Genomic DNA, 17,515 nt, shown 5'->3' on the forward strand with positions numbered 1-17,515 from the left:
GTGATGACCTCGCCATTGACTCCTGCTGATCAACTGATCATTGCTCTTGATGGCATGGAGCGGGCTGAGGCCCTTGCATTCAGCTCAAAGTTGCCAGAGGTCAGTTGGGTCAAGGTGGGCCTGGAACTGTTTGTTAGTGCGGGGCCAGAGGTTTTGGCTGATCTACGGGAGCAAGGGTTGCGGATTTTTCTTGATCTCAAGTTTCACGATATCCCTGCCACCATGGCAGGAGCTTGTCGCCGAGCAGCGAGCTTTGGCGCTGAGTTGATCACGGTGCATGCCTGTGCTGGCCGTGCTGCCCTTGCTGAAGCTCAGAGGGCTGCTTGCGAGGGGGCTGCGGAGGTTGGCTTGTCAGCACCCCGGCTGTTGGCCGTCACTGTGCTCACCAGTTGGGATCAGAAGCGTCTAGCGAATGAGCTGTGCATTCCTCAGTCTATTCAGGCCAGGGTGGAGTGGTTGGCTGAGTTGGCTGCGGAGTCAGGGTTGGGCGGCTGCGTGTGTTCTCCCTGGGAAGTCAGCGGCTTACGCCGACTTCATCCCTCGCCATTTGAGTTGGTGACTCCTGGTATTCGCCCCTCGGGGGCTGAATTGGCGGATCAGGTCAGGGTCATGAGTCCTGCAGCGGCGCTGAATGCAGGAGCTTCACGTTTGGTGATTGGCCGGCCGATTACCCGTGCTGTTGATCCGGCAGAGGCATTTGCACGCTGCTGCTTTGAGATTGAACAGCGTCAGCTGGACTGACCGAGGCGAGGTTCGGTGCCCGCCAGTAAGCGTTGCAGATTGGAGCGGTGTCGCCACACCACCATTGCCATGGCGGCAAAGGCCACCGCCAGGTAAGCCGGCGGTGAGTTGCCTTGAAAGCGCAAGATCATCAGCAACGGCAAGCTGAGGGCGGCGATGATGCTCGATAACGACACGATCCTGCTGAAGCTCAGCACAGTGAGGAAGATGCCGAAACAGGCCAGCCCTACAGGCCAGGAGATGCCTAGCAGCATCCCAAGACCTGTTGCGACAGCTTTGCCACCTTTCCATCCCAGCCACACAGGCCAGATGTGACCTGCCAAGGCTGCTAGACCTGCCGCAACTTGCCAGCCATCATCCAGCTCAAGTGCCCTAGCAACAAGTACGGCGGTTGTGCCTTTGCCAACATCGATAAGGAAAACGGCTAGGGCAGGACCTTTACCCACCTGGCGCAACACATTGGTGGCCCCGGTTGATCCCGAACCCTTCTCACGCAGGTCGATTCCTGCCAGCCATTGGGCTGCAAGATATCCGCTGGGTAGTGAACCGAGCAGATATCCCATGATTAGGGAGAGAAGATTCCTAAATAGAGAGTTGAACATCATCAGAGCAGTTCTTCGTCTTCGAACCGTTCTTGCGGCCCAGCTGCAAAGGCTAGCCATAGCGGGAACTGAAGCACGGGGATCTCTACGCTGCGTTGGGCTGCATCAATCAGGATGAGGGGAACTTCCCCTCGTTCCTCAAGTCGGTCGGCGCGTTCTACAAGAGCTTCGCCGCGTTCAAAAAGAACAATGCCGCTGCTAGGGCCGAAGTCTTCTCGAGCGAGGCCTAGAGCATCTTGAAGGCCACGTCGCCATTCGCCAAGCCGCTCTGGTTCGCCGGCAAGCACCAGGCTTTGGAATCGGTCGCCATAGAGTTCACCGAGGATGGCAATCAGGGCTGCAGCTACAAGGATGTTGCGTGTTCGGCTGTTTCTGCTTGGCTGTGCTCCTCGCCCACCCTGATTGAAAAACCAGTCTTCTAGGAGTTCTTTGTCCCTGGGATCAAGGCTGCGTCGCAATTTCCAAGGATCGGCGTAGAAGTCTGGTTGACTTAGAAATTGCTCCAGACATTCACGGATCAGGCTTTCGTCTGGTTTAAAGGTGTCAGCAACAGCTAGGGCGTTGTCCTGAGCGCCGGCTTCGGGCGTTGACTTGGGTTGGTCTAGGGGAGAAGGTTGGACCACAACAGGCTGCACAACCAGTTCAAGTTGCTCCACTGATTGGGCTAGGTCTTGCAGAGCGCCTGTGAGGTAGTCCTGGAAGCCTTTGACCCGCCTGGCAATAGCATCGGACTGGCCAGCGAAGGAACTGCTGAGCTCCTTTTCCAGTTGGGATTTGCGGTTGGAGAGGTCTTTGATTTCTGCTTCGAGTTGATCGCGATGTTGCTGCAGCTCCGTCAAGGCCACTTGCAGGAGTGGAGCAAGATCTGGTTTGTCTTGAGGAGCAGCTAGGAGATCGGATTGAGAGTCTGCTGAGTTCTGCGAGGGCTGTTCAGGCGCAAGCTGTTGAGGAGAAGGCTGTTCAGGCGATAGCTGTTCAGGAGAAGTCTGCCCAGGGGGAGGCTGTTTGCGGAGGGGGAGGTCGGCTTCAGGCATGAACCAGGCAGGCAGTGGTGGTCTTGCTCTCAGGAGAGATGTTGGGTCTGTTTGGGGAGTTAATGAGAGAGGGCCGATCTGAACCCATCACTGATTTGGGGGCGATAAGGGGGTAAGCAGGATTTGTCAATAGCTGTGCGTTTGCTTGTGGGCCTTGATGACATCAGCTGAAAAGAATCTGGGTGAGCAACACATCCATCAAAGACACTGTGACCAGGGTCATCACAACAGCGCCAGTGGTGCTGGTGCCAACTTCTTTTGGACCACCACGCGTTGTGAGGCCCCACCCGCAAGCCAGAACAGCTATCTGAAGGCCGAAAACCAATGATTTGATCAGCATGAATGGCAAATCATCCGCAGTCAGCCAGGTGCGCACGGAATTCCAGAAGACCTCTGGTGGAATTTGATAAAGATTGGTGCTGCTGACCTGGCCGCTCCAGAGGGCTATACCGAAGAACAGCATGCATTGCACCGGTGCCATGACCACCATGGCGATCACTCTTGGAACCACCAAGTACTCAACCGGTTCAGTTTGCAACATGGTGATGGCATCGATCTGTTCAGTGACCTTCATGGTCCCCAGCTGAGCTGCATAGGCCGTGGCTACCTTGCCAGTGAGCAGCGTGGCGGTGAGCAGAGGGGCGATTTCCCTTGCCATCCCAATGGCGAGAATCCCTCCTACCGTGGATCCAGCACCTTGTCTGCTCAGTTCTGCGGCGACCTGGATGTTGAAGACCGTTCCTGCGGCTAAGCCTGTGATCAGCACAATCAGGAAGCTGCCTGGACCGGCCTCCATCAGCTGATCAAACAGGTCGACCTTGTTGATACGACCTCGGGCGGTGGCTGCCACTGCCTGGCCTCCGATGATGAGGCTGCTGCCCAGTCGCTTCAGCCAGCGAGGAGTCGTCATGACATGGCTGCCTGGTTGTGAGAGTTCCTTTCGGGCCAGCCTCGCATCACCACAAGACCCAACGCCACAAGTACTGCGGGAATGAATCCCATGCACATGCGAATGGTGATCAGAGCGGATTCGGGTTGATCCGAGTAGCTCAGTGCTCCGCCTGCTTCTACCACTGAGCGATAGCCAGACAGTGAAAGCAGAATGCCGAGTAGTTGGATGCTCACACCAATACCGATTTTCTGAACTAGCACCATCCAGGCGGTGTAGAGGCCTGCTGGCTTGTCAGGGTCAGCATCAATTGCATCTGGTAGCAGACACCAAGGGATGAGATAAGCATTTGCGGCTCCAAACCCCACGATGCCAATGGTGGCTAACAAAGCCATCAATCTCAGACCATCAGTGCCGGCTGTAGGCCAGAGGTTGGCGAGGGATGCATCAGCGGAGAGAGGGGGGAGCAGCATCGAAACAACACAAGCAGCTATCCATAGACACCCACCCCAGCACAGGGCCCTGATTCGCCCATGGCGATTGGCATACATGCTCCAGACCTGAAGGCCGATCAGGGCGCAGAGCTGGAAGGGCAGCAACATCCAGGTGGCCAGTTCTGCGGGTACGCGCATCAACTGAACCAGGTAAATCAGAGCAACAGGCTGCATCAACTGCAAAGCGCACCAGAGCAATAGGTAAAGCCCCAGAACTTTGAGGAAGCGTCTGTTGCTGATGATCCTCACAAGCTGTCGACGTAGGGGCTCGTGATGGCAACGGGGGCGCCTGGCGGTTTTTGTGAAAGGGGCCAGCCCCCAGCAGCAGGCGAGGGTGGCTAAAGCTGCGATTGTGCCGGTGATGCGGCCCATGGCCAAGTAACCGTTGGCACCGTTGACCAGCAGTAAAGGCGTCACAATTAAGCCACTTGCACCGGCGATGATTGATCCGGTGAATCTGGCGGCGTTGAGACGGTTGCGCACAGATGTGTCTTCTGTGAGCTCTGTGGAGAGGGCGGAGTAAGGCAGATTGACGCTGGTGTAGGCGGTCATCAGCAGAATCGCCATCACGATGTAATACATCGTTTTCTGGGCAACGTCTCCGGGAGGAACCCACCACATGGCAGCCAGGCTGATGCCGAGGGGGAGTGCTGCGCCAAGCATCCAGGGAATCCTTGGGCCCCAACGAGTTTGGGTGTGATCGCTCAGCCAGCCGATCATTGGGTCATTGATCCCATCCCAGAGCTTGATCACCATCAGCAGTGAGCCGGCAACAATGGCAGGCAGCCCGGCGGTCCCGGTAAAAAAAACGAAGAGGTAGAAGCCGAGCAGAGTTGCTGCCAGCCCGGTGCCTGCATCGCCAAGGCCATAGGAGATCATCAGCCGGCGGCGTGATCCCTCTTGAAGCGCTGTGGATTTCGTCAAGCTGCAAAAAGGGGGATGCGCAAGGTCATAATGCAGGGGCGCTGAAACGCAGATCCATTTCGTCTATCGCGATGGTTCTGCTGTGCTAGTGCGGGCGTTGTGTAGTGGTAAGACCTCAGCCTTCCAAGCTGATGACGCGGGTTCGATTCCCGCCGCCCGCTTTTTTGATTTTGCCTTTTAGAGCTTGAGTTTTGAGGCGTATTCCTCTGCCAGCAAGATCAACATGCTGCGGTTCTGCAGATCAATGTCCTCTGAAGTCCATGCATTAGGTCTTGCGGGTAGATCATCAGGGCTAGGACGTGCTGTGTCCAGGATGCGGTGCCAGGCAGAAGTCGGTTCAGGCAGATCAAAGTGCATGGCTTTGCTGTAGGCGTTGAAGCCCATCCACATCACCGCACCGCTGAAGCCTCGATTCAGGCTGTAGCAGATGGTATGGGACCAGCTGCCCCAATCGGGCTTGTCGATCTCAACACCATGCCATTGCAGCCAGAGATCGTCTGGACTCTGCTGAAGACGTACGGGCATCTCCTCAGGGGGGTGATTGATGGGAGAGAAGAGTTCCGAAAGTTGGTGGCGAATCATCAGCAGCCTGCTGACGAAGAGGTGCAAATCCATATCGCATTGTTCAGGGTTCCAGAGCATCCAGCCGAGCGGGTTGTCCTGACACCAGCTGTTGTTGTTCCCCCCCTGGCTGCGGCCCACTTCATCTCCCATTAAAAGCATTGGCACTCCTCTTGAAAGCAACAGGGTGGCGATCAGATTGCGCATCTGGCGATGGCGGAGGGCCTGCACGGCATGGTCACTGCAGGGGCCTTCAATGCCGTTGTTCCAGCTGTTGTTGTGATTTTCACCGTCGCGGTTGCTCTCTCCATTGGCGAGATTGTGTTTGCGGTTGAAACTCACCAGGTCATTGAGGGTGAAGCCATCGTGTGCAGTGATGAAGTTCAGGGAACGTCCCAGCGGAGCTGGTTCACCTTTGTAGAGATCAGCATTTCCGCTTAGGCGTTGTCCCATCCTCCAGGCGCTGTCTTCGTCTCCTTTCCAGAAGGCACGTAGGTCATCTCGGTAATGGCCATTCCATGTTCCGATTCGTTGTGCTGGGAAATCGCTGAGTCGATAGAGGCCACCGCAATCCCATGGTTCGCTCAACAGTTTTAAATCGCTGAGCTCTGGATCAGCTTCAATCTCTTCAAATAGGGGAGGGTGTTCGAGCGGCTTTAGGCCTTCGCCTCGGCTCAGGGCAATCCCTAGATCGAAGCGGAAGCCATCGACTCCTAGTTCGATGGCCCAGCAACGCATCGACTCGAGAATCAGCTGCCTCACGATTGGACGATTGGCGGCGATGCTGTTGCCGCAACCACTTACATCCAGGTATTCGCCACTGTCGTTTTGGTGGTAATAGAGAGCATCGCTGAAGCCTCGCCAGCTGAGTGTGGGGCCATCAAGGCTGCCTTCTGTGGTGTGGTTGTAGACCACGTCAAGGATGACTTCAATACCCTCGTCATGACAGGCCGCAACCAGCTCGCGGACTTGTTGGCGAGCCTGCAATGGATCGTCACCATGAACATATTTGGGATGGGGAGTGAACCAGTTCAGAGGGCTGTAGCCCCAGTAGTTGTCCCGCCCCGTTGGCGCATCAGAGGGATCGAAAGCAAAAATAGGTAGCAGCTCTATGGCGGTGATACCCAGTTTTCGCAGATAGGGAAGTTTGTCAATGAGTCCCAGGAAGGTGCCTTGGCGCTGAGGTGTTACCTCTGACTTCGTGCCGCTGCTGAACCCTCCTACATGCAGTTCGTAGATCACGCTGCGGTTCCATGGGGTCCTGGGGCGTGGATGGGATGCGAAGTCAAAATGTTCTCGTTCGCACACCACTCCCTTTAGGCAGGCTTGGATATTGGGCGACGATCCTTTGGCCTGTTCTCTTTGATAGATGTCCCAGCCACTGATGGCTCTTGTGCAGGGATCAAGCAGCACCTTGGAGGGGTGAAAGCTATTGCTGTCAGGGTTGTGGGGGCCGAAGATCCGATAGCCATAACAGCAGCCAGTTTGCAATCCTTCCACCTCAACATGCCAGTAGTCGCCGGATCGATGGCAAGGCTGGAGCTCGAGGATGTGTTCTGGCTGCGTGGCATTTGCATCGGCAAACAGCAGCAGCTCCACGCGCTTTGCAGTTGGGGCGGCCACAGAGAAATTGACGCCTCGTGTTGTGATCGTGCTGCCCAGGGGCCAAGGAGTGCCGAGATGCATCTTGCTTACAGCTGTGTCTGCGGCGAGGCAGAAAGCATTGGGCACAAGCGAAGAAGTTCAGCCCGTTTCACAATGTCATGACGTTGTCCCAAGCATTGGAGTCGGGCAATCCTCCAGAGCAGCTGAGCGGGCCCCTCTGGGTTTTCCCACCCAATGGAGACTGTGACGGGGGTACAGCATGGTGGCTGGGATGTGACCCCGAACCCGTCTTAATCGACTGTCCGCCTTTAACGACAACCACTCTTGAGGCTCTAAAACAGCTCGCCTCGGGTCGCACGGCCCGGATCTTGCTGACCAGTCGAGAGGGGCATGGCAGGGTGCGTGCGTTTCAGGATGCACTCGGATGGCCTGTCTTGGTGCAGGAGCAGGAGGCTTATCTCCTGCCCGGGCTGACTTCGCTGGACAGCTTTGTTGATCAACACACCACCGCTGCGGGGCTGCGGTTGCTTTGGACGCCTGGGCCAACACCAGGGAGCTGCGTGGTTTTTGCTCCTGATCCTTGGAACGTACTTTTCTGTGGACGTTTGTTGATTCCTGTCGCGTTTGTTCAATTGGCTCCATTGGCGCATCGGCGGACTTTTCATTGGCCTCGCCAGCTCAGAAGCTTGCAAAAATTGCGCCAATGGATTCCTTCAGATTCAAGGCCTGCACTGGCTTCTGGTGCTCCCCTTGGGCCCCTCCGAGGAGAGAAATTGGCCCCATGGGATGCCTGGACATTGCAGGCAAATCAGTGAATCAAATTGTTCAATTTTCGTATAAAGCGTTGCGCCACGGTCCCTTTCGGTTGCCGGCAGCGGCTTGAGTCCATACGATTAGCGCGAATCGGGATAGCAGGGACGGATTTCGTCTTCTGCTCTGTCACTGAACAGTTTCCGTACCATCACCCCTTTCCTATGAACAAAGCTGACCTGGTCAACCTCGTCGCAGCCCGTACTGAGCTAACGAAAACAGATGTCTCCTTGGTGGTGGATGCTGCCATCGATACCATCATCGATTCCGTAGTGGAGGGGAAGAAGGTCTCCATCCTTGGCTTCGGATCCTTTGAGCCTCGTGATCGTTCCGCTCGTCAGGGTCTGAACCCCAAGACAGGGCAGAAGATCAAAATCCCTGCCAAGCGTGTGCCTGCTTTTACCGCAGGAAAGATGTTCAAAGATCGCGTTCAGGGCTGATTGTTTAGCCCTTGTTTGCAGACGGGCGGTCGTCACGGCCGCCTTTTATTTGTGGGCCTACTGAGTCAGGGCTCCTTCCATTGATTCAATGGCCACGTCCTCTGAACTGCCTGATCATCTGTATGAGCAGATGGAAGCGGGGCAGCGCCTTAGGAATCAGGGCTATCGGGGCAGGTTTGCCCCGTCTCCGACGGGACCATTACACCTGGGCAATCTGTGCACTGCTCTGGTGTCTTGGTTGCAAGCGCGCTTGGCTAATGGGGCTTGGCTGTTACGGGTGGATGACCTGGATCAACCTCGCAATCGTGTGGGAGCGGTTGAGAGCCTCCAGCAGGATTTGCACTGGCTAGGCCTTGATTGGGATGGCCCCGTGGTGTTTCAGAGCCGCCGCCGTGGGCTTTACAACTCTTTCCTCTCGGCTCTGCGGCGTCAGGGGAAGTTATATGCCTGTCGATGTAGCCGGCGAATGTTGGCTGATATCTCAGCACCAGCTGGGCGGCATTTGGTTTACCCAGGCACGTGTCGAGATCTGGAGCTGTTTTGGGGGTGGCATGAGGGCAGGCTGCCCAGTTGGCGTTTAAGGGTGAGCAAAGAGTTCTCCCATACCAGTGGGGACGTGATTTTGCGGCGCGCTGATGGTTTTATCGCTTATCACTTGGCGACGGTTGTTGATGAACTGACTCTCGGGATTAGCGAGGTGGTACGCGGTGAAGATTTGCTTGACGCCATGAATGCACAGCTCGCTTTGATCAATGCGATTTCAGAGCGGGCTGTGATCTATCGCCACGTGCCGTTGTTGTGTGATGACCAAGGCCGAAAGTTGGCCAAGCGAGAGGGACATGCTGGTTTGGACAGCCTGCGTTCCGAGGGACTAGGGCCTTCTCATGTAGTGGGCTGGCTTGCTGCTAGCCAGAGCCTTGTCCCTTTTGGCGCTGAACTCACGGTAGGGGAGTTATTGAGTGAGTTGAAGAAGAAGGAGGGGGGGTTGAAAAGCGTGCTGACACCTTAAAGGCGCAACGGCTCCAATTCTTAACGAAGCCTTCGGGATCGCAAGCGCAAAAATGTATGAAAATAAATAGCCACTTAATGCACACAATCAATGTCGATCTGCCCTAACTGCGGAGGTAGTGGCATTCAACGCATCAGTCACTTGAGGTTTCGTACCTGCTTGGACTGTCTTGGCCAGGGGAGCGTCATAGAAGAGCTGAACACTGGTTACGCGCTGAAGTCTCCAGCTGGAGATCTTCAAGCAGAACAGACGATCAAGACTCCTATGGCTGCTTCTGTGGTGAGCTGATTGAGATTAGTTAAGCTTTTGCAAGCGATTAAGATTATGCAGCTCCCTTAAGAAAGGGGAAGGTTGATCAATACATCAATGTTGTGCATTAAGACAAGTATGAGTTGAGAGCTTCGGTCAATTGAGCTTTAGTTCCTTGATGCTATTGACAACGCTCAGTGGCGCGATCAAGCGCTTGAAACGCTTTCCCCAGTGGTATCTCTATGCACGCCAAGGGTGTTTCTAATTGTCACTAGGTTGGCCGGATTTTCAAAACGCTTGTGAGCAACTGCAAGAAAGAACTAGAAGCAAGAAGAAGAGTGCCTCGCCAGGTGAGTCGCGATGGCATTGGATTCTCGATCTTCGCTCAATCAGAGGGCGCTGGTTGGTGTGATGTGGTTGCAGGGCAATCATCTGGCATCAGTTGATGAGAAGGCATTGACCATCGGCTTGGGGCTGCCAACGTGAAGTGACATTCAGTTGGAATCAATGAGCCCCACCTCTCGCATAAAGGGCGTTTCCTTTATGTCTTTGGTGGCTTTAAGCCTGGGATTGCAGGGAGCGCAGGCACAAGGCATGCTGCCCGGATGCCGACTTGAGAATGGCAGTCTTCAGTGCGTTCCTGGGCTCACTGCTTCCCCTCAGGAACAGATTCATGTTTTAGAAGGCCGCATTTCAGAGGATCAAAAGCCTGAAGAGCAGGTCGAGCAAAACATCGAAGGTTTAAGTCGTTTTGTTTTGGAAGGAGATGCTTTTTAAGGGCAACTGCTGAAGGCGGACCTGATGCTGGATGGTGACGCCATTGAATCGGTTCACATTCACTGGTATCGCCGCAAAGGTAACGGACATTGGCAGCTTGTAGCGATCGCTTCTGAAACCACCTATCAGCTTGGAAGCGACGATCTAGGACGTTCTCTGATGGCCGTCTTGACTGTTTCTACAAGTGATGGAAATGTGAAGCGAACTAATAGCAACGTGATTGGCCCGATTACTGCTAGATGATTCAGCTGATCAGGAGATTTCATTTTCTGCTTGTGGGCGGCTACCTATCAATGACTTGAATAGACTTTCAATTCTAGGTCGAGATCCATCAGCGCACTGATAATGAAGTTACTGCTTTTTGTGAGTCAACGACTAAAGCTTTTTGGCTAATATTTATTATTCCAATGGTTCAGCTTTTATTTGTCCTCAAGATGAACAGCTATAGTGTGATATGCCACCAGCATTAAAGAATGCCTTAGGTTTTAGGCGATAGTATTTATCTTCTATTTCTTTTGATTGCTCATCATATGGATGACTTAGCACTTCTTGTAGCTCTTTCACTAAGGAATAGTCGCCTTCTTCGGCCTGCTGATAGGCAGGGGCAATTAACCACTCTCGCCAAGTATATTTTGGATTGGTCAGTTTCATGATTTTTGATGTCTCTGTTGAATTGCCATTGTTGATGACGCGCTCGCGCCAGCTTTGTAGCCAAGATTGCCATTGCTCATCGATTTGTTGTGAAGTTTGGAAGTAGAAGCTCTTTTTTAATGCTGATAAATCATTTGGTATATGAGATAGCTCGCGAAAGAAGATCGTGTAATCCACTTTTGAATTGATCATTAACTGCGATAATTCCTCAAATAGATTGGAGTTGTATTCTTTCAAGCCAAGCTTGGCTGCCCACATTTTTTGGATTTGTTTATCCATGGCTTGTGCAAAGCCATCACGCGCTTGGTCAAACTCTTTTAGGGCTTTAGCATCTTCTTCAAGTAGCGGCCTTAAAGCTTTCCAAAACATATGATAATTTGCTTCCGCCGCGATTGGCTGATTGAAGTATGAAAAGTGTTCGCCGCCGCCAGTCCAAGGCTGAAATGCTGGATCAAAGATTTCACAAAATCCAAATGGTCCATAGTCGAGGGTGAAGCCACCTGCGGCGCAATTGTCACTGTTGAAATTGCCTTGGCAGTAGCCAATGCGGAGCCAATTTGCTGCCAATAAATTAAGGCGATCACGAAAGAGCCGCGCCAACTCCACCAATTGAACTGTAAAAGAAAGGTTTTGATTAATGTCATTTTTGTATTCTCGTTCAATTAAATGCGACACAATCATGCGCAACTCTTCTAATGCTCTTGGATGACTATTGCTGCGAGCGCGACGCGCAAATAATTCTAGTTGACCAACTCGCAAAAAGGATGGTGCGACGCGAGTTGAAATTGCTACAGGATTATCCACCAAAATATCAGGGTCGGTGGATTGGGTGTGTTGAGAATACCAAGGCCGGGTGATTGTCTCAGATTTAGAAACATAGAGTGTTAACGAACGCGATGTTGGAACACCTAAAGCCTGCATATATTCTTGCGCTAGAAATTCACGCACACTTGAACGTAGTACTGCGCGTCCGTCGGCACCACGGCAGTAAGGCGTTGGACCACCACCTTTTAATTGCATTTCCCAGCGTTTGCCATTAATGATTCCTTCAAATACAGATATCGCTCGGCCATCGCCATATCCATTACCAGTGCCAAATGGACATTGTTGGTTGTATTCTCTGCCATAAATCGATAGTGCATAACCAGTTGCCCAGCCAACCTGTCGCATAGGCTCACGCGTAGCAGAGAGGTCACCTGAAAATAACTTGCAAAATCTTTCATTAAATGCCAGCTCGTTGTTTAAGCCAAGCTCATTAAAAAATGTGGTGCTATGAGTTACATATTCTGGGTTTTTAAGCGGCGTGGGTGTTACAGGTACGAAATGACCAGAACAAACTTGTCGGGCGAGGTGATCATCACCATCTACCTTGGAATCAGGGTCAGTATTTAAACTATCCATCAGAGAATAATCCGCCAGCTTCTCAAACTCATCGACTGTTGTTACCCAGCGAGAAGCAGATGGTTCAGATGGATGCGACATTCTTGTTAAAAGTGACTTAGGAGGCCCGCCAACGGTCCTTTATGTGTTTTGAACACCAGCGCATAAGCAAAAACGTTGAGTCTAAGGAACTTCTCTAGGGTGTTTTCTTGAAATTCGTTTTGCTGCAGTGGGCTGCTAAGCCTGATTTAGGCATCAACCCACCTTAGTATTCAACGATTACTCTCCTAATGGCTTTAAGCCCTTTGCTTTTTTGGTGGGTAGAGGTGTGCTGTCTTCACATACAGGATGCGGGAACACGTTGCACCAAATAACACTATTGAGCCTGCAAGAAGAACGTTCCAAAAGAAAGGAGGGATGTCAAAAAGAAGGTAGTGGAGAATCATCCAGCTCACCCATGCTTAAACAGCACTTCTAGATATAGCAATGCAATGCCATCCTGGCTGCTGAAGCCAGCCCTTACCTGCTCGATTCGTTATCTGGGCTACTGGTTTGGTGTGGGATGCCTGAAGGAGAAGCCTTTTGATTTGAATGCCACCGTATACAGAGAGAAGACCTGTCTCCCGTTACTGCTGAGGTCTACACCCTATGGGTAAACAAGAGAGAAGAGCACGCTTCAAAGCGATGGCGAGCTCTGAGAGGAAAGCTCTGATCAGGAAAAAAATGAAAGCAGCAGGGCTAGTAGAAGGCAGTGGGGTACCTGGGACAACCTTGTCTTCATACGATCAAGAGCAAGTAAGGGAACTGATCCGAATTACCAGCTGTTTCCCTGAGATGCGCACCGATTAGGGAGATGCACTCCACCGTTAACAAGGGGCCAGCCTGTTGGTTCACGACCGTTAACAGGATTTTGGTTCTTTTGTCTGACCAAAATTGACACTGTGACCCCTTTCCGTCTCCGTTGAATCGTCACTAGGCTGCTCCTGACGCAATCACCAAGACATGCTTCGCTCGTTGACAACCGCTGCAGCGGCAGCAGTTCTGATGTGCACCCCTGCGATGGCATGCAGCAATCAGTCTGAGCAATTGGTTTCACAGTCTCAAGAGAGTGACGTTTACTTCCGGCGTAAGAGCAACCAGCCGCTGGTGAATGAACAGACCAGCATTGATGCAGAGAACTGCACTGCCAACGCAGATGGAGGTTTCACCTGTGACACCAAGGTGGTTAACCCCGTAAGCCCAGATAACAAATACAGGAACTAAGTGGACAAAAAGCCCTTTTGGGAACCAAGGATGATCTGGCGAGCGGTTGTGATCGATGTTGTGCTGTGCGTGCTCATGCTCACCCTCTCGGTCATGTCTGATGAACAGTTCTGGCGTGTGTTCTATGCATCCGGTTCCCTGCTAGCGATCATTGATGCGATATGGGCATCGCGTGTACTTGATGCTGTAGAGGAAGAGCAAGACTAAATACACAGCTGACGCCACTTCCTCGTCTAAGGCTCATTGCTAGGCATGTCAAAACCATGAAAAAGACGCCCTCATCGAGCAGCGCCCATACCGACAAACTTGTGTGAGGAGTGTCGTGTCTCGATGCTACTCCTCTATTGGGCTCTTAATTAACGAAAAGTGAGTGTATGAAGAGTGTTCGTTTTTCTGTCATCATATTTTGATTAAAAAATCTTCTATAGTTCAATCTAAGGCTGATGAGTTTAAGAACCGACGAAATTGAATAAAGTTGATGCGTCAGGCTGAAAACAGATAGAATCAGTTAATGTTGCTCAGTTTTCTTAAGTCTTTCGTCAATATTGGATTGATGTTCCAAGCGCCATGAGCGTTTCTGCCATAAATATCGCCATAAGAGTAAAGGCGCTCCCAAATGCTACTGGGGTAGTCGCATGCTCAAAAAGCTGGTGAGCAGTGCAAGAACTACAAGGAAGAAGAAGGTTTCTCCTGGCCAACAGCAATTGCCATGGGCTTGGGATGTTCGCCTCAATCAAATCCCTGACAAGTGGCATCAAGTTGTGGTGAGATTTAGAAGAGCAAATGGCATCCGCGAATAAGGGTAGAAATAAGGGAGAAGAATATTCAGGCTTTTCGCTGGTGTGCCTTGCAGTTTCGGGTTGATGCACTGAGTGTCAGGGAGCGTCAGTATTCAGGCTGTGTTGATGGCAATGGTGCCAGCTCTTGGAGGTTAATTTGCGGCTTTATGCGGGTGATTGAAGAAACAAAAAGCCCCAGCGATTGCGGGGCTTATGAAGGGTATCCTCATTCTTACCTTCCCCATTTAAGGGTCACCAACGTTCAGTCTTGCTTGGAGGAAATGAGGCCACTCCACAGGACCAAATCGTGCAATCATCGTGCACCCTCACATCTCGATTGACTGGTGTTGTAGATAACGCTTGAATTGCAGGCATCGCTGCTGGTTCACTCTTGCTTGGTGCTCCATAACCATTGCTGCCAAAGCGATATTTAATGTCTGCCGTAAAGTGAGTATCAAAGGCTTCATCGTAAGAAAGATTGGTGCCAAGCGTTAAACCATTGCTGATGCTGTATGCGAGTCTTCCTTTAACACCAGAACCATCAGCATTATCGAGATCTCCTTGCTGATAGTAATAACCAACAGAGGCATTGAGATCAGGTGCGATGCTGTAGCCAATATCTAAGCAGTAGGTATCAAGAGCACCACCGTCGTAATGGCTGTTCAGCCTGTGTTAGTCATCACCAATGGGAACCAGTGCATAGGCATTGAAGTTCCAAGTGTCTGAGACTGCTTCTAAGCCTGCAGCAACCTGAGAGAAGAAGACCTCACGCGTATCAAAGATATGCACGTTGGTATCAGCATCACCTGTATTCATCGGCCGGCTCTCATAGCCAGCATTGATGCCATACATCCAAGAGCGGTCACCATTCAGCCAGCGATAACCCAAACGGGTTGATGTGCTGATCGAGGTACCAGCAACCTCTGTATTGATGATGCTGCTTTAGCCATCAAAATCAGAGAAGTTGGCATTGGCTAAAGCATCAATAAACCAAACGCTGTTCTCACCAACAGCAATCGGAAGAAAGGCTCCAATGCCGGCTTGATTGGGTGTGCCTGCTCCTTGAAGTGCTCCTTGAAAACCCCAGTTGAACTGCACAGCGTCTTTGAGGTTGATCTCCATCACGCCAAGATCTGCTGCACTGCCTTCGTCTTCAGAAGCTGCTGGCTGTATAGGAGAACTAGCTAAGGCAAGAGCAGCAGCACCAGCAAGCGACAGAGGAAGACGAACCGAACGCTGCATGGGGATTGAACGCTTAAAAGTTCAGCCAAAATCGCTTTAAAAACTGAGGTGTAGAGCAGAGCTTGAGGCAGTCTTTTGGTTGGCACTGCTGGCCCTCATTTCTACGCTGCAGACAGCGCCTTTGCATCAGGCTGTGCTTTGGTCACATCAACTGAAGAAAAAGGCACTTTCTTGATGAGCGGCATGCAAATTACTTTTGAGCATTTGCGATAGACCCATTAATTTGAGTTGAAATAAGCACCCTTCTTGCAAAGGAATCATGTTGCTTTCAGGGCAGGAGTCGCAGAGATGCTGCCTCTTGCTGCAGCTTGTGCTCTGTGGTTCTCTTCCACTCCTAGGGATGATTCCTGTAAGAGCGGCTGAGCTTCCAGGCCTAAGGCCGCTAGCACTCGCATGCTTTGAATCTGGTCAGCTAAACGCATGCCAAGCCGCGTTGCTGCGGGCGGAAGCCCTGCAGAGACGTGCAGGCGCTCAGAGCAACTATCCCTGTCAGACCTTGCTGCTTGGCTTGCAAGCCGATGTGATCATGAGTCAGCTTCGGGCTGGCCGTGGTGATGATGCTGTGATCATGCTGGAAGAGGTCAGCAATAGTTGTCGAGGTTTGTGATCTAAGAGAGCAGAACTAGTGATCTCTTGAATTGCTTTTAAACGTCTTTAGTGTTGCCCTGGTAACCCTGATCGGCAGTTCAAGCATTGATTTGATCTTCATGCGCTCCTTGATCCTCCCAGGGCAGATGCAGCACGAGCCTTGCGAACTGATTCTTGGAGATGGGCTTGTCACCTCTGGCCGCAGAAATATTGGAGTTCCTTTTCTTGTAGCTAAGCTTAGAAGACTTGATTCTTCATTTCGTTGCAGATCGGAAGCAGTTCATTCCCAGCTTTTGGAGTAATCACATCTTTTGCTGCTGCTTGACTAATGTCTAAGTTTGTGGATTTTAATCGACCTGTATCGAGCTATGCAATGGTTCACAACATCTAATTTAGTTTGCCAGTGGCTCTAAAGAACCTTTCCTGCCTGTCTATTGACTTTCAGTATTGAGCCTCTTGCTCGCGATTAGCTCTATGAAAAACTATGATTTTGTTGATTAATGACTTGAAGTATCCCTGCAAACTCCAAGGTATTTGCATACGGGGGTCGCTGATAATTATTGGCCCCTTAATGTTGTGACCTTTCAAGTCTGGTGAGCTGATGCTATAATGGTTTTTAAGGGTTAAAACTCTTTTCCTGCCTCCTTCCATCGTCGACACTTGTTAATGATGGAAGCTGTGATCTACTTGTTGATCCATGTTCAGAAATCTGCTCCTTGCGTTGCCTGTTGAGCAAGACATTTTGATTCAAATTGTTTTGGCGTTTATTGGCCTATTTGTTTGGCTGTGGGCCGTTGGCAGAGGAGGGAGTTGGGCTTTTGGTGCATTTGTAGTAGCGCTTTGGTTCTTGACAGCTATTGGGCTGATTAGCTGGAATTTTTCGGAATAGCAAGCAGCTCAATCCCCTCTTATGGATAGAGGTTTGCGGAGAAAACACTTGTTTTTCAATCCGCTTGAACAAGCCACAGCTGTTGTATTTCCATGCAAGTGCTGAGTGTGTCGCCGTTTAAGCCTTGTGATCCTTCGCTGCTTGCTAATCGCGCCAACCATGCTTTGCCTTGCTTGAGTCGAGCTGTTCTGTTCCCTTGTGGTTTCTTGGCGCTTTGCGGGGCTGGGCTCATCAATGAGGCTTGTACTTCAATTCATGTTTGCAACAGCGAAAGCATGAAAAGGCGCTAGTCTTAATAGACGCTTGCTTTTGCGATCAATGAATTCTGCACTCTCAAGAAGTTCAGGCCTCAACTGGGCTCAGAAGACATTGGCCACTCTGTTTGCGTCGACTCTCTTCATTTATGGCTTGGATCGCACAGTACCAGGCGTTCACAACTTCTTGATGGGTGCCTTCTCCTGCCACGGTGGCTGAGTCTCTAGTTTGAATAGTCAATTTGTATTCAAAGACCCGGATTTTTGATCCGGGTCTTTTTTTGTGCGGGCAAAAAAATCAAAATGGGCTATCAAAATTGCGTTGACGTTCAAG

General features: G+C 51.5%; 21 protein-coding genes, 1 tRNA gene and 1 pseudogene. 15 read left to right on the forward strand and 8 right to left on the reverse strand.

The window, feature by feature from the left end:
* Positions 1-3 precede the first annotated feature (3 nt).
* Positions 4-741, forward strand: a complete 738-nt coding sequence (gene pyrF / locus SIB41_RS01405; RefSeq protein ID WP_413359859.1) for an orotidine-5'-phosphate decarboxylase — start codon at positions 4-6, stop codon at positions 739-741.
* Here the strand turns inward: pyrF and plsY are convergent.
* Together plsY and SIB41_RS01415 are read right to left on the reverse strand one after the other, a co-directional pair.
* A complete protein-coding gene (plsY, locus tag SIB41_RS01410; RefSeq protein WP_413361309.1) occupies positions 729-1,343 on the reverse strand; it encodes a glycerol-3-phosphate 1-O-acyltransferase PlsY in 615 nt (204 codons plus the stop codon). The genes pyrF and plsY overlap by 13 nt on opposite strands.
* 2 nt (positions 1,344-1,345) lie before the next feature.
* Entirely contained in the window at positions 1,346-2,188 is an 843-nt protein-coding gene (locus tag SIB41_RS01415) for a DUF3086 domain-containing protein (protein ID WP_413359861.1), read from the reverse strand.
* An 8-nt stretch (positions 2,189-2,196) separates the two neighbouring features.
* On the opposite strand from SIB41_RS01415, the gene SIB41_RS01420 reads away from it, so the two are divergent.
* Complete coding sequence (locus SIB41_RS01420; RefSeq protein ID WP_413359863.1) at positions 2,197-2,379, forward strand: hypothetical protein; 183 nt, start codon at positions 2,197-2,199, stop codon at positions 2,377-2,379.
* A gap of 161 nt (positions 2,380-2,540) precedes the next feature.
* Here SIB41_RS01420 and SIB41_RS01425 read toward each other — a convergent pair whose 3' ends face one another.
* Both SIB41_RS01425 and SIB41_RS01430 read right to left on the reverse strand, forming a co-directional pair.
* Positions 2,541-3,287, reverse strand: coding sequence for an MlaE family ABC transporter permease (locus SIB41_RS01425; RefSeq protein ID WP_413359866.1), 747 nt, complete (start codon positions 3,285-3,287; stop codon positions 2,541-2,543).
* A complete protein-coding gene (locus SIB41_RS01430; RefSeq protein ID WP_413361311.1) occupies positions 3,284-4,639 on the reverse strand; it encodes an MFS transporter in 1,356 nt (451 codons plus the stop codon). The genes SIB41_RS01425 and SIB41_RS01430 overlap by 4 nt, the downstream gene beginning before the upstream one ends.
* Before the next feature lie 135 nt (positions 4,640-4,774).
* Here SIB41_RS01430 and SIB41_RS01435 point away from each other — a divergent pair.
* A tRNA-Gly gene (locus SIB41_RS01435) sits at positions 4,775-4,845 on the forward strand.
* Between the two features lie 16 nt (positions 4,846-4,861).
* Here the strand turns inward: SIB41_RS01435 and SIB41_RS01440 are convergent.
* Positions 4,862-6,931: a glycogen debranching protein gene (locus SIB41_RS01440; RefSeq protein ID WP_413361313.1), complete on the reverse strand. Its 2,070-nt coding sequence runs from the start codon at positions 6,929-6,931 to the stop codon at positions 4,862-4,864.
* Positions 6,932-7,008: 77 nt separating this feature from the next.
* On the opposite strand from SIB41_RS01440, the gene SIB41_RS01445 reads away from it, so the two are divergent.
* From SIB41_RS01445 to SIB41_RS01475, 7 genes are all read left to right on the forward strand, one after another.
* Positions 7,009-7,665: an MBL fold metallo-hydrolase gene (locus tag SIB41_RS01445; RefSeq protein ID WP_063419504.1), complete on the forward strand. Its 657-nt coding sequence runs from the start codon at positions 7,009-7,011 to the stop codon at positions 7,663-7,665.
* 159 nt (positions 7,666-7,824) lie between these two features.
* Positions 7,825-8,100 (forward strand): HU family DNA-binding protein, encoded by a 276-nt coding sequence (locus SIB41_RS01450; protein WP_011130763.1) that lies wholly within the window; start codon positions 7,825-7,827, stop codon positions 8,098-8,100.
* An 88-nt stretch (positions 8,101-8,188) separates the two neighbouring features.
* On the forward strand, positions 8,189-9,109 hold the full coding sequence (gluQRS, locus tag SIB41_RS01455) for a tRNA glutamyl-Q(34) synthetase GluQRS (protein WP_413359869.1): 921 nt from the start codon (positions 8,189-8,191) through the stop codon (positions 9,107-9,109).
* Positions 9,110-9,199: 90 nt separating this feature from the next.
* The gene (locus tag SIB41_RS01460) at positions 9,200-9,397 is read left to right on the forward strand and encodes a hypothetical protein (RefSeq protein ID WP_063419502.1); all 198 of its coding nucleotides are present in this window, start codon (positions 9,200-9,202) and stop codon (positions 9,395-9,397) included.
* Between the two features lie 321 nt (positions 9,398-9,718).
* A complete protein-coding gene (locus SIB41_RS01465) occupies positions 9,719-9,844 on the forward strand; it encodes a hypothetical protein (RefSeq protein WP_255454348.1) in 126 nt (41 codons plus the stop codon).
* Between the two features lie 21 nt (positions 9,845-9,865).
* Positions 9,866-10,135, forward strand: coding sequence for a hypothetical protein (locus SIB41_RS01470; RefSeq protein ID WP_413359872.1), 270 nt, complete (start codon positions 9,866-9,868; stop codon positions 10,133-10,135).
* Positions 10,136-10,159: 24 nt separating this feature from the next.
* The gene (locus SIB41_RS01475) at positions 10,160-10,378 is read left to right on the forward strand and encodes a hypothetical protein (protein WP_413359874.1); all 219 of its coding nucleotides are present in this window, start codon (positions 10,160-10,162) and stop codon (positions 10,376-10,378) included.
* A 186-nt stretch (positions 10,379-10,564) separates the two neighbouring features.
* Here SIB41_RS01475 and SIB41_RS01480 read toward each other — a convergent pair whose 3' ends face one another.
* The gene (locus SIB41_RS01480) at positions 10,565-12,268 is read right to left on the reverse strand and encodes a protein adenylyltransferase SelO (protein ID WP_413359876.1); all 1,704 of its coding nucleotides are present in this window, start codon (positions 12,266-12,268) and stop codon (positions 10,565-10,567) included.
* A 900-nt stretch (positions 12,269-13,168) separates the two neighbouring features.
* Here SIB41_RS01480 and SIB41_RS01485 point away from each other — a divergent pair.
* The 3 genes from SIB41_RS01485 (at position 13,169) to SIB41_RS01495 (ending at position 14,229) form a co-directional block, all read left to right on the forward strand.
* On the forward strand, positions 13,169-13,429 hold the full coding sequence (locus tag SIB41_RS01485; protein ID WP_413359879.1) for a hypothetical protein: 261 nt from the start codon (positions 13,169-13,171) through the stop codon (positions 13,427-13,429).
* On the forward strand, positions 13,430-13,636 hold the full coding sequence (locus SIB41_RS01490) for a hypothetical protein (protein WP_041384534.1): 207 nt from the start codon (positions 13,430-13,432) through the stop codon (positions 13,634-13,636). It begins immediately after the preceding gene.
* Positions 13,637-14,079: 443 nt separating this feature from the next.
* Complete coding sequence (locus SIB41_RS01495; RefSeq protein ID WP_413359882.1) at positions 14,080-14,229, forward strand: hypothetical protein; 150 nt, start codon at positions 14,080-14,082, stop codon at positions 14,227-14,229.
* Between the two features lie 231 nt (positions 14,230-14,460).
* Here the strand turns inward: SIB41_RS01495 and SIB41_RS01500 are convergent.
* Positions 14,461-15,450, reverse strand: a pseudogene (locus SIB41_RS01500) (carbamoyl-phosphate synthase).
* A gap of 259 nt (positions 15,451-15,709) precedes the next feature.
* Between SIB41_RS01500 and SIB41_RS01505 the strand changes: the two are divergent.
* Positions 15,710-16,057 (forward strand): hypothetical protein, encoded by a 348-nt coding sequence (locus SIB41_RS01505; protein ID WP_413359885.1) that lies wholly within the window; start codon positions 15,710-15,712, stop codon positions 16,055-16,057.
* A gap of 925 nt (positions 16,058-16,982) precedes the next feature.
* Here the strand turns inward: SIB41_RS01505 and SIB41_RS01510 are convergent.
* A complete protein-coding gene (locus SIB41_RS01510) occupies positions 16,983-17,159 on the reverse strand; it encodes a hypothetical protein (RefSeq protein WP_196757484.1) in 177 nt (58 codons plus the stop codon).
* A gap of 86 nt (positions 17,160-17,245) precedes the next feature.
* Here SIB41_RS01510 and SIB41_RS01515 point away from each other — a divergent pair, with 86 nt between their 5' ends.
* The gene (locus SIB41_RS01515; protein WP_196757079.1) at positions 17,246-17,401 is read left to right on the forward strand and encodes a hypothetical protein; all 156 of its coding nucleotides are present in this window, start codon (positions 17,246-17,248) and stop codon (positions 17,399-17,401) included.
* Positions 17,402-17,515 lie beyond the last annotated feature (114 nt).

The sequence above is a fragment of the Prochlorococcus sp. MIT 1201 genome (genome assembly GCF_047303415.1).
GTDB classification, from domain to species: domain Bacteria; phylum Cyanobacteriota; class Cyanobacteriia; order PCC-6307; family Cyanobiaceae; genus Prochlorococcus; species Prochlorococcus marinus_D.

Excerpts from the sequence above, each read along its gene's own strand:
- pyrF (WP_413359859.1), top strand. The coding sequence starts at position 4 with ATGACCTCGCCATTGACTCCTGCTGATCAACTGATCATTGCTCTTGAT.
- plsY (WP_413361309.1), bottom strand. The coding sequence starts at position 1,343 with ATGTTCAACTCTCTATTTAGGAATCTTCTCTCCCTAATCATGGGATAT.
- SIB41_RS01425 (WP_413359866.1), bottom strand. The coding sequence starts at position 3,287 with ATGACGACTCCTCGCTGGCTGAAGCGACTGGGCAGCAGCCTCATCATC.
- SIB41_RS01430 (WP_413361311.1), bottom strand. The coding sequence starts at position 4,639 with ATGATCTCCTATGGCCTTGGCGATGCAGGCACCGGGCTGGCAGCAACT.
- SIB41_RS01440 (WP_413361313.1), bottom strand. The coding sequence starts at position 6,931 with ATGCATCTCGGCACTCCTTGGCCCCTGGGCAGCACGATCACAACACGA.
- SIB41_RS01445 (WP_063419504.1), top strand. The coding sequence starts at position 7,009 with ATGACGTTGTCCCAAGCATTGGAGTCGGGCAATCCTCCAGAGCAGCTG.
- SIB41_RS01450 (WP_011130763.1), top strand. The coding sequence starts at position 7,825 with ATGAACAAAGCTGACCTGGTCAACCTCGTCGCAGCCCGTACTGAGCTA.
- gluQRS (WP_413359869.1), top strand. The coding sequence starts at position 8,189 with ATGGCCACGTCCTCTGAACTGCCTGATCATCTGTATGAGCAGATGGAA.
- SIB41_RS01460 (WP_063419502.1), top strand. The coding sequence starts at position 9,200 with ATGTCGATCTGCCCTAACTGCGGAGGTAGTGGCATTCAACGCATCAGT.
- SIB41_RS01465 (WP_255454348.1), top strand. The coding sequence starts at position 9,719 with ATGGCATTGGATTCTCGATCTTCGCTCAATCAGAGGGCGCTGGTTGGT.
- SIB41_RS01470 (WP_413359872.1), top strand. The coding sequence starts at position 9,866 with ATGAGCCCCACCTCTCGCATAAAGGGCGTTTCCTTTATGTCTTTGGTG.
- SIB41_RS01475 (WP_413359874.1), top strand. The coding sequence starts at position 10,160 with ATGCTGGATGGTGACGCCATTGAATCGGTTCACATTCACTGGTATCGC.
- SIB41_RS01480 (WP_413359876.1), bottom strand. The coding sequence starts at position 12,268 with ATGTCGCATCCATCTGAACCATCTGCTTCTCGCTGGGTAACAACAGTC.
- SIB41_RS01485 (WP_413359879.1), top strand. The coding sequence starts at position 13,169 with ATGCTTCGCTCGTTGACAACCGCTGCAGCGGCAGCAGTTCTGATGTGC.
- SIB41_RS01505 (WP_413359885.1), top strand. The coding sequence starts at position 15,710 with ATGTTGCTTTCAGGGCAGGAGTCGCAGAGATGCTGCCTCTTGCTGCAG.
- SIB41_RS01510 (WP_196757484.1), bottom strand. The coding sequence starts at position 17,159 with ATGAGCCCAGCCCCGCAAAGCGCCAAGAAACCACAAGGGAACAGAACA.
- SIB41_RS01515 (WP_196757079.1), top strand. The coding sequence starts at position 17,246 with ATGAATTCTGCACTCTCAAGAAGTTCAGGCCTCAACTGGGCTCAGAAG.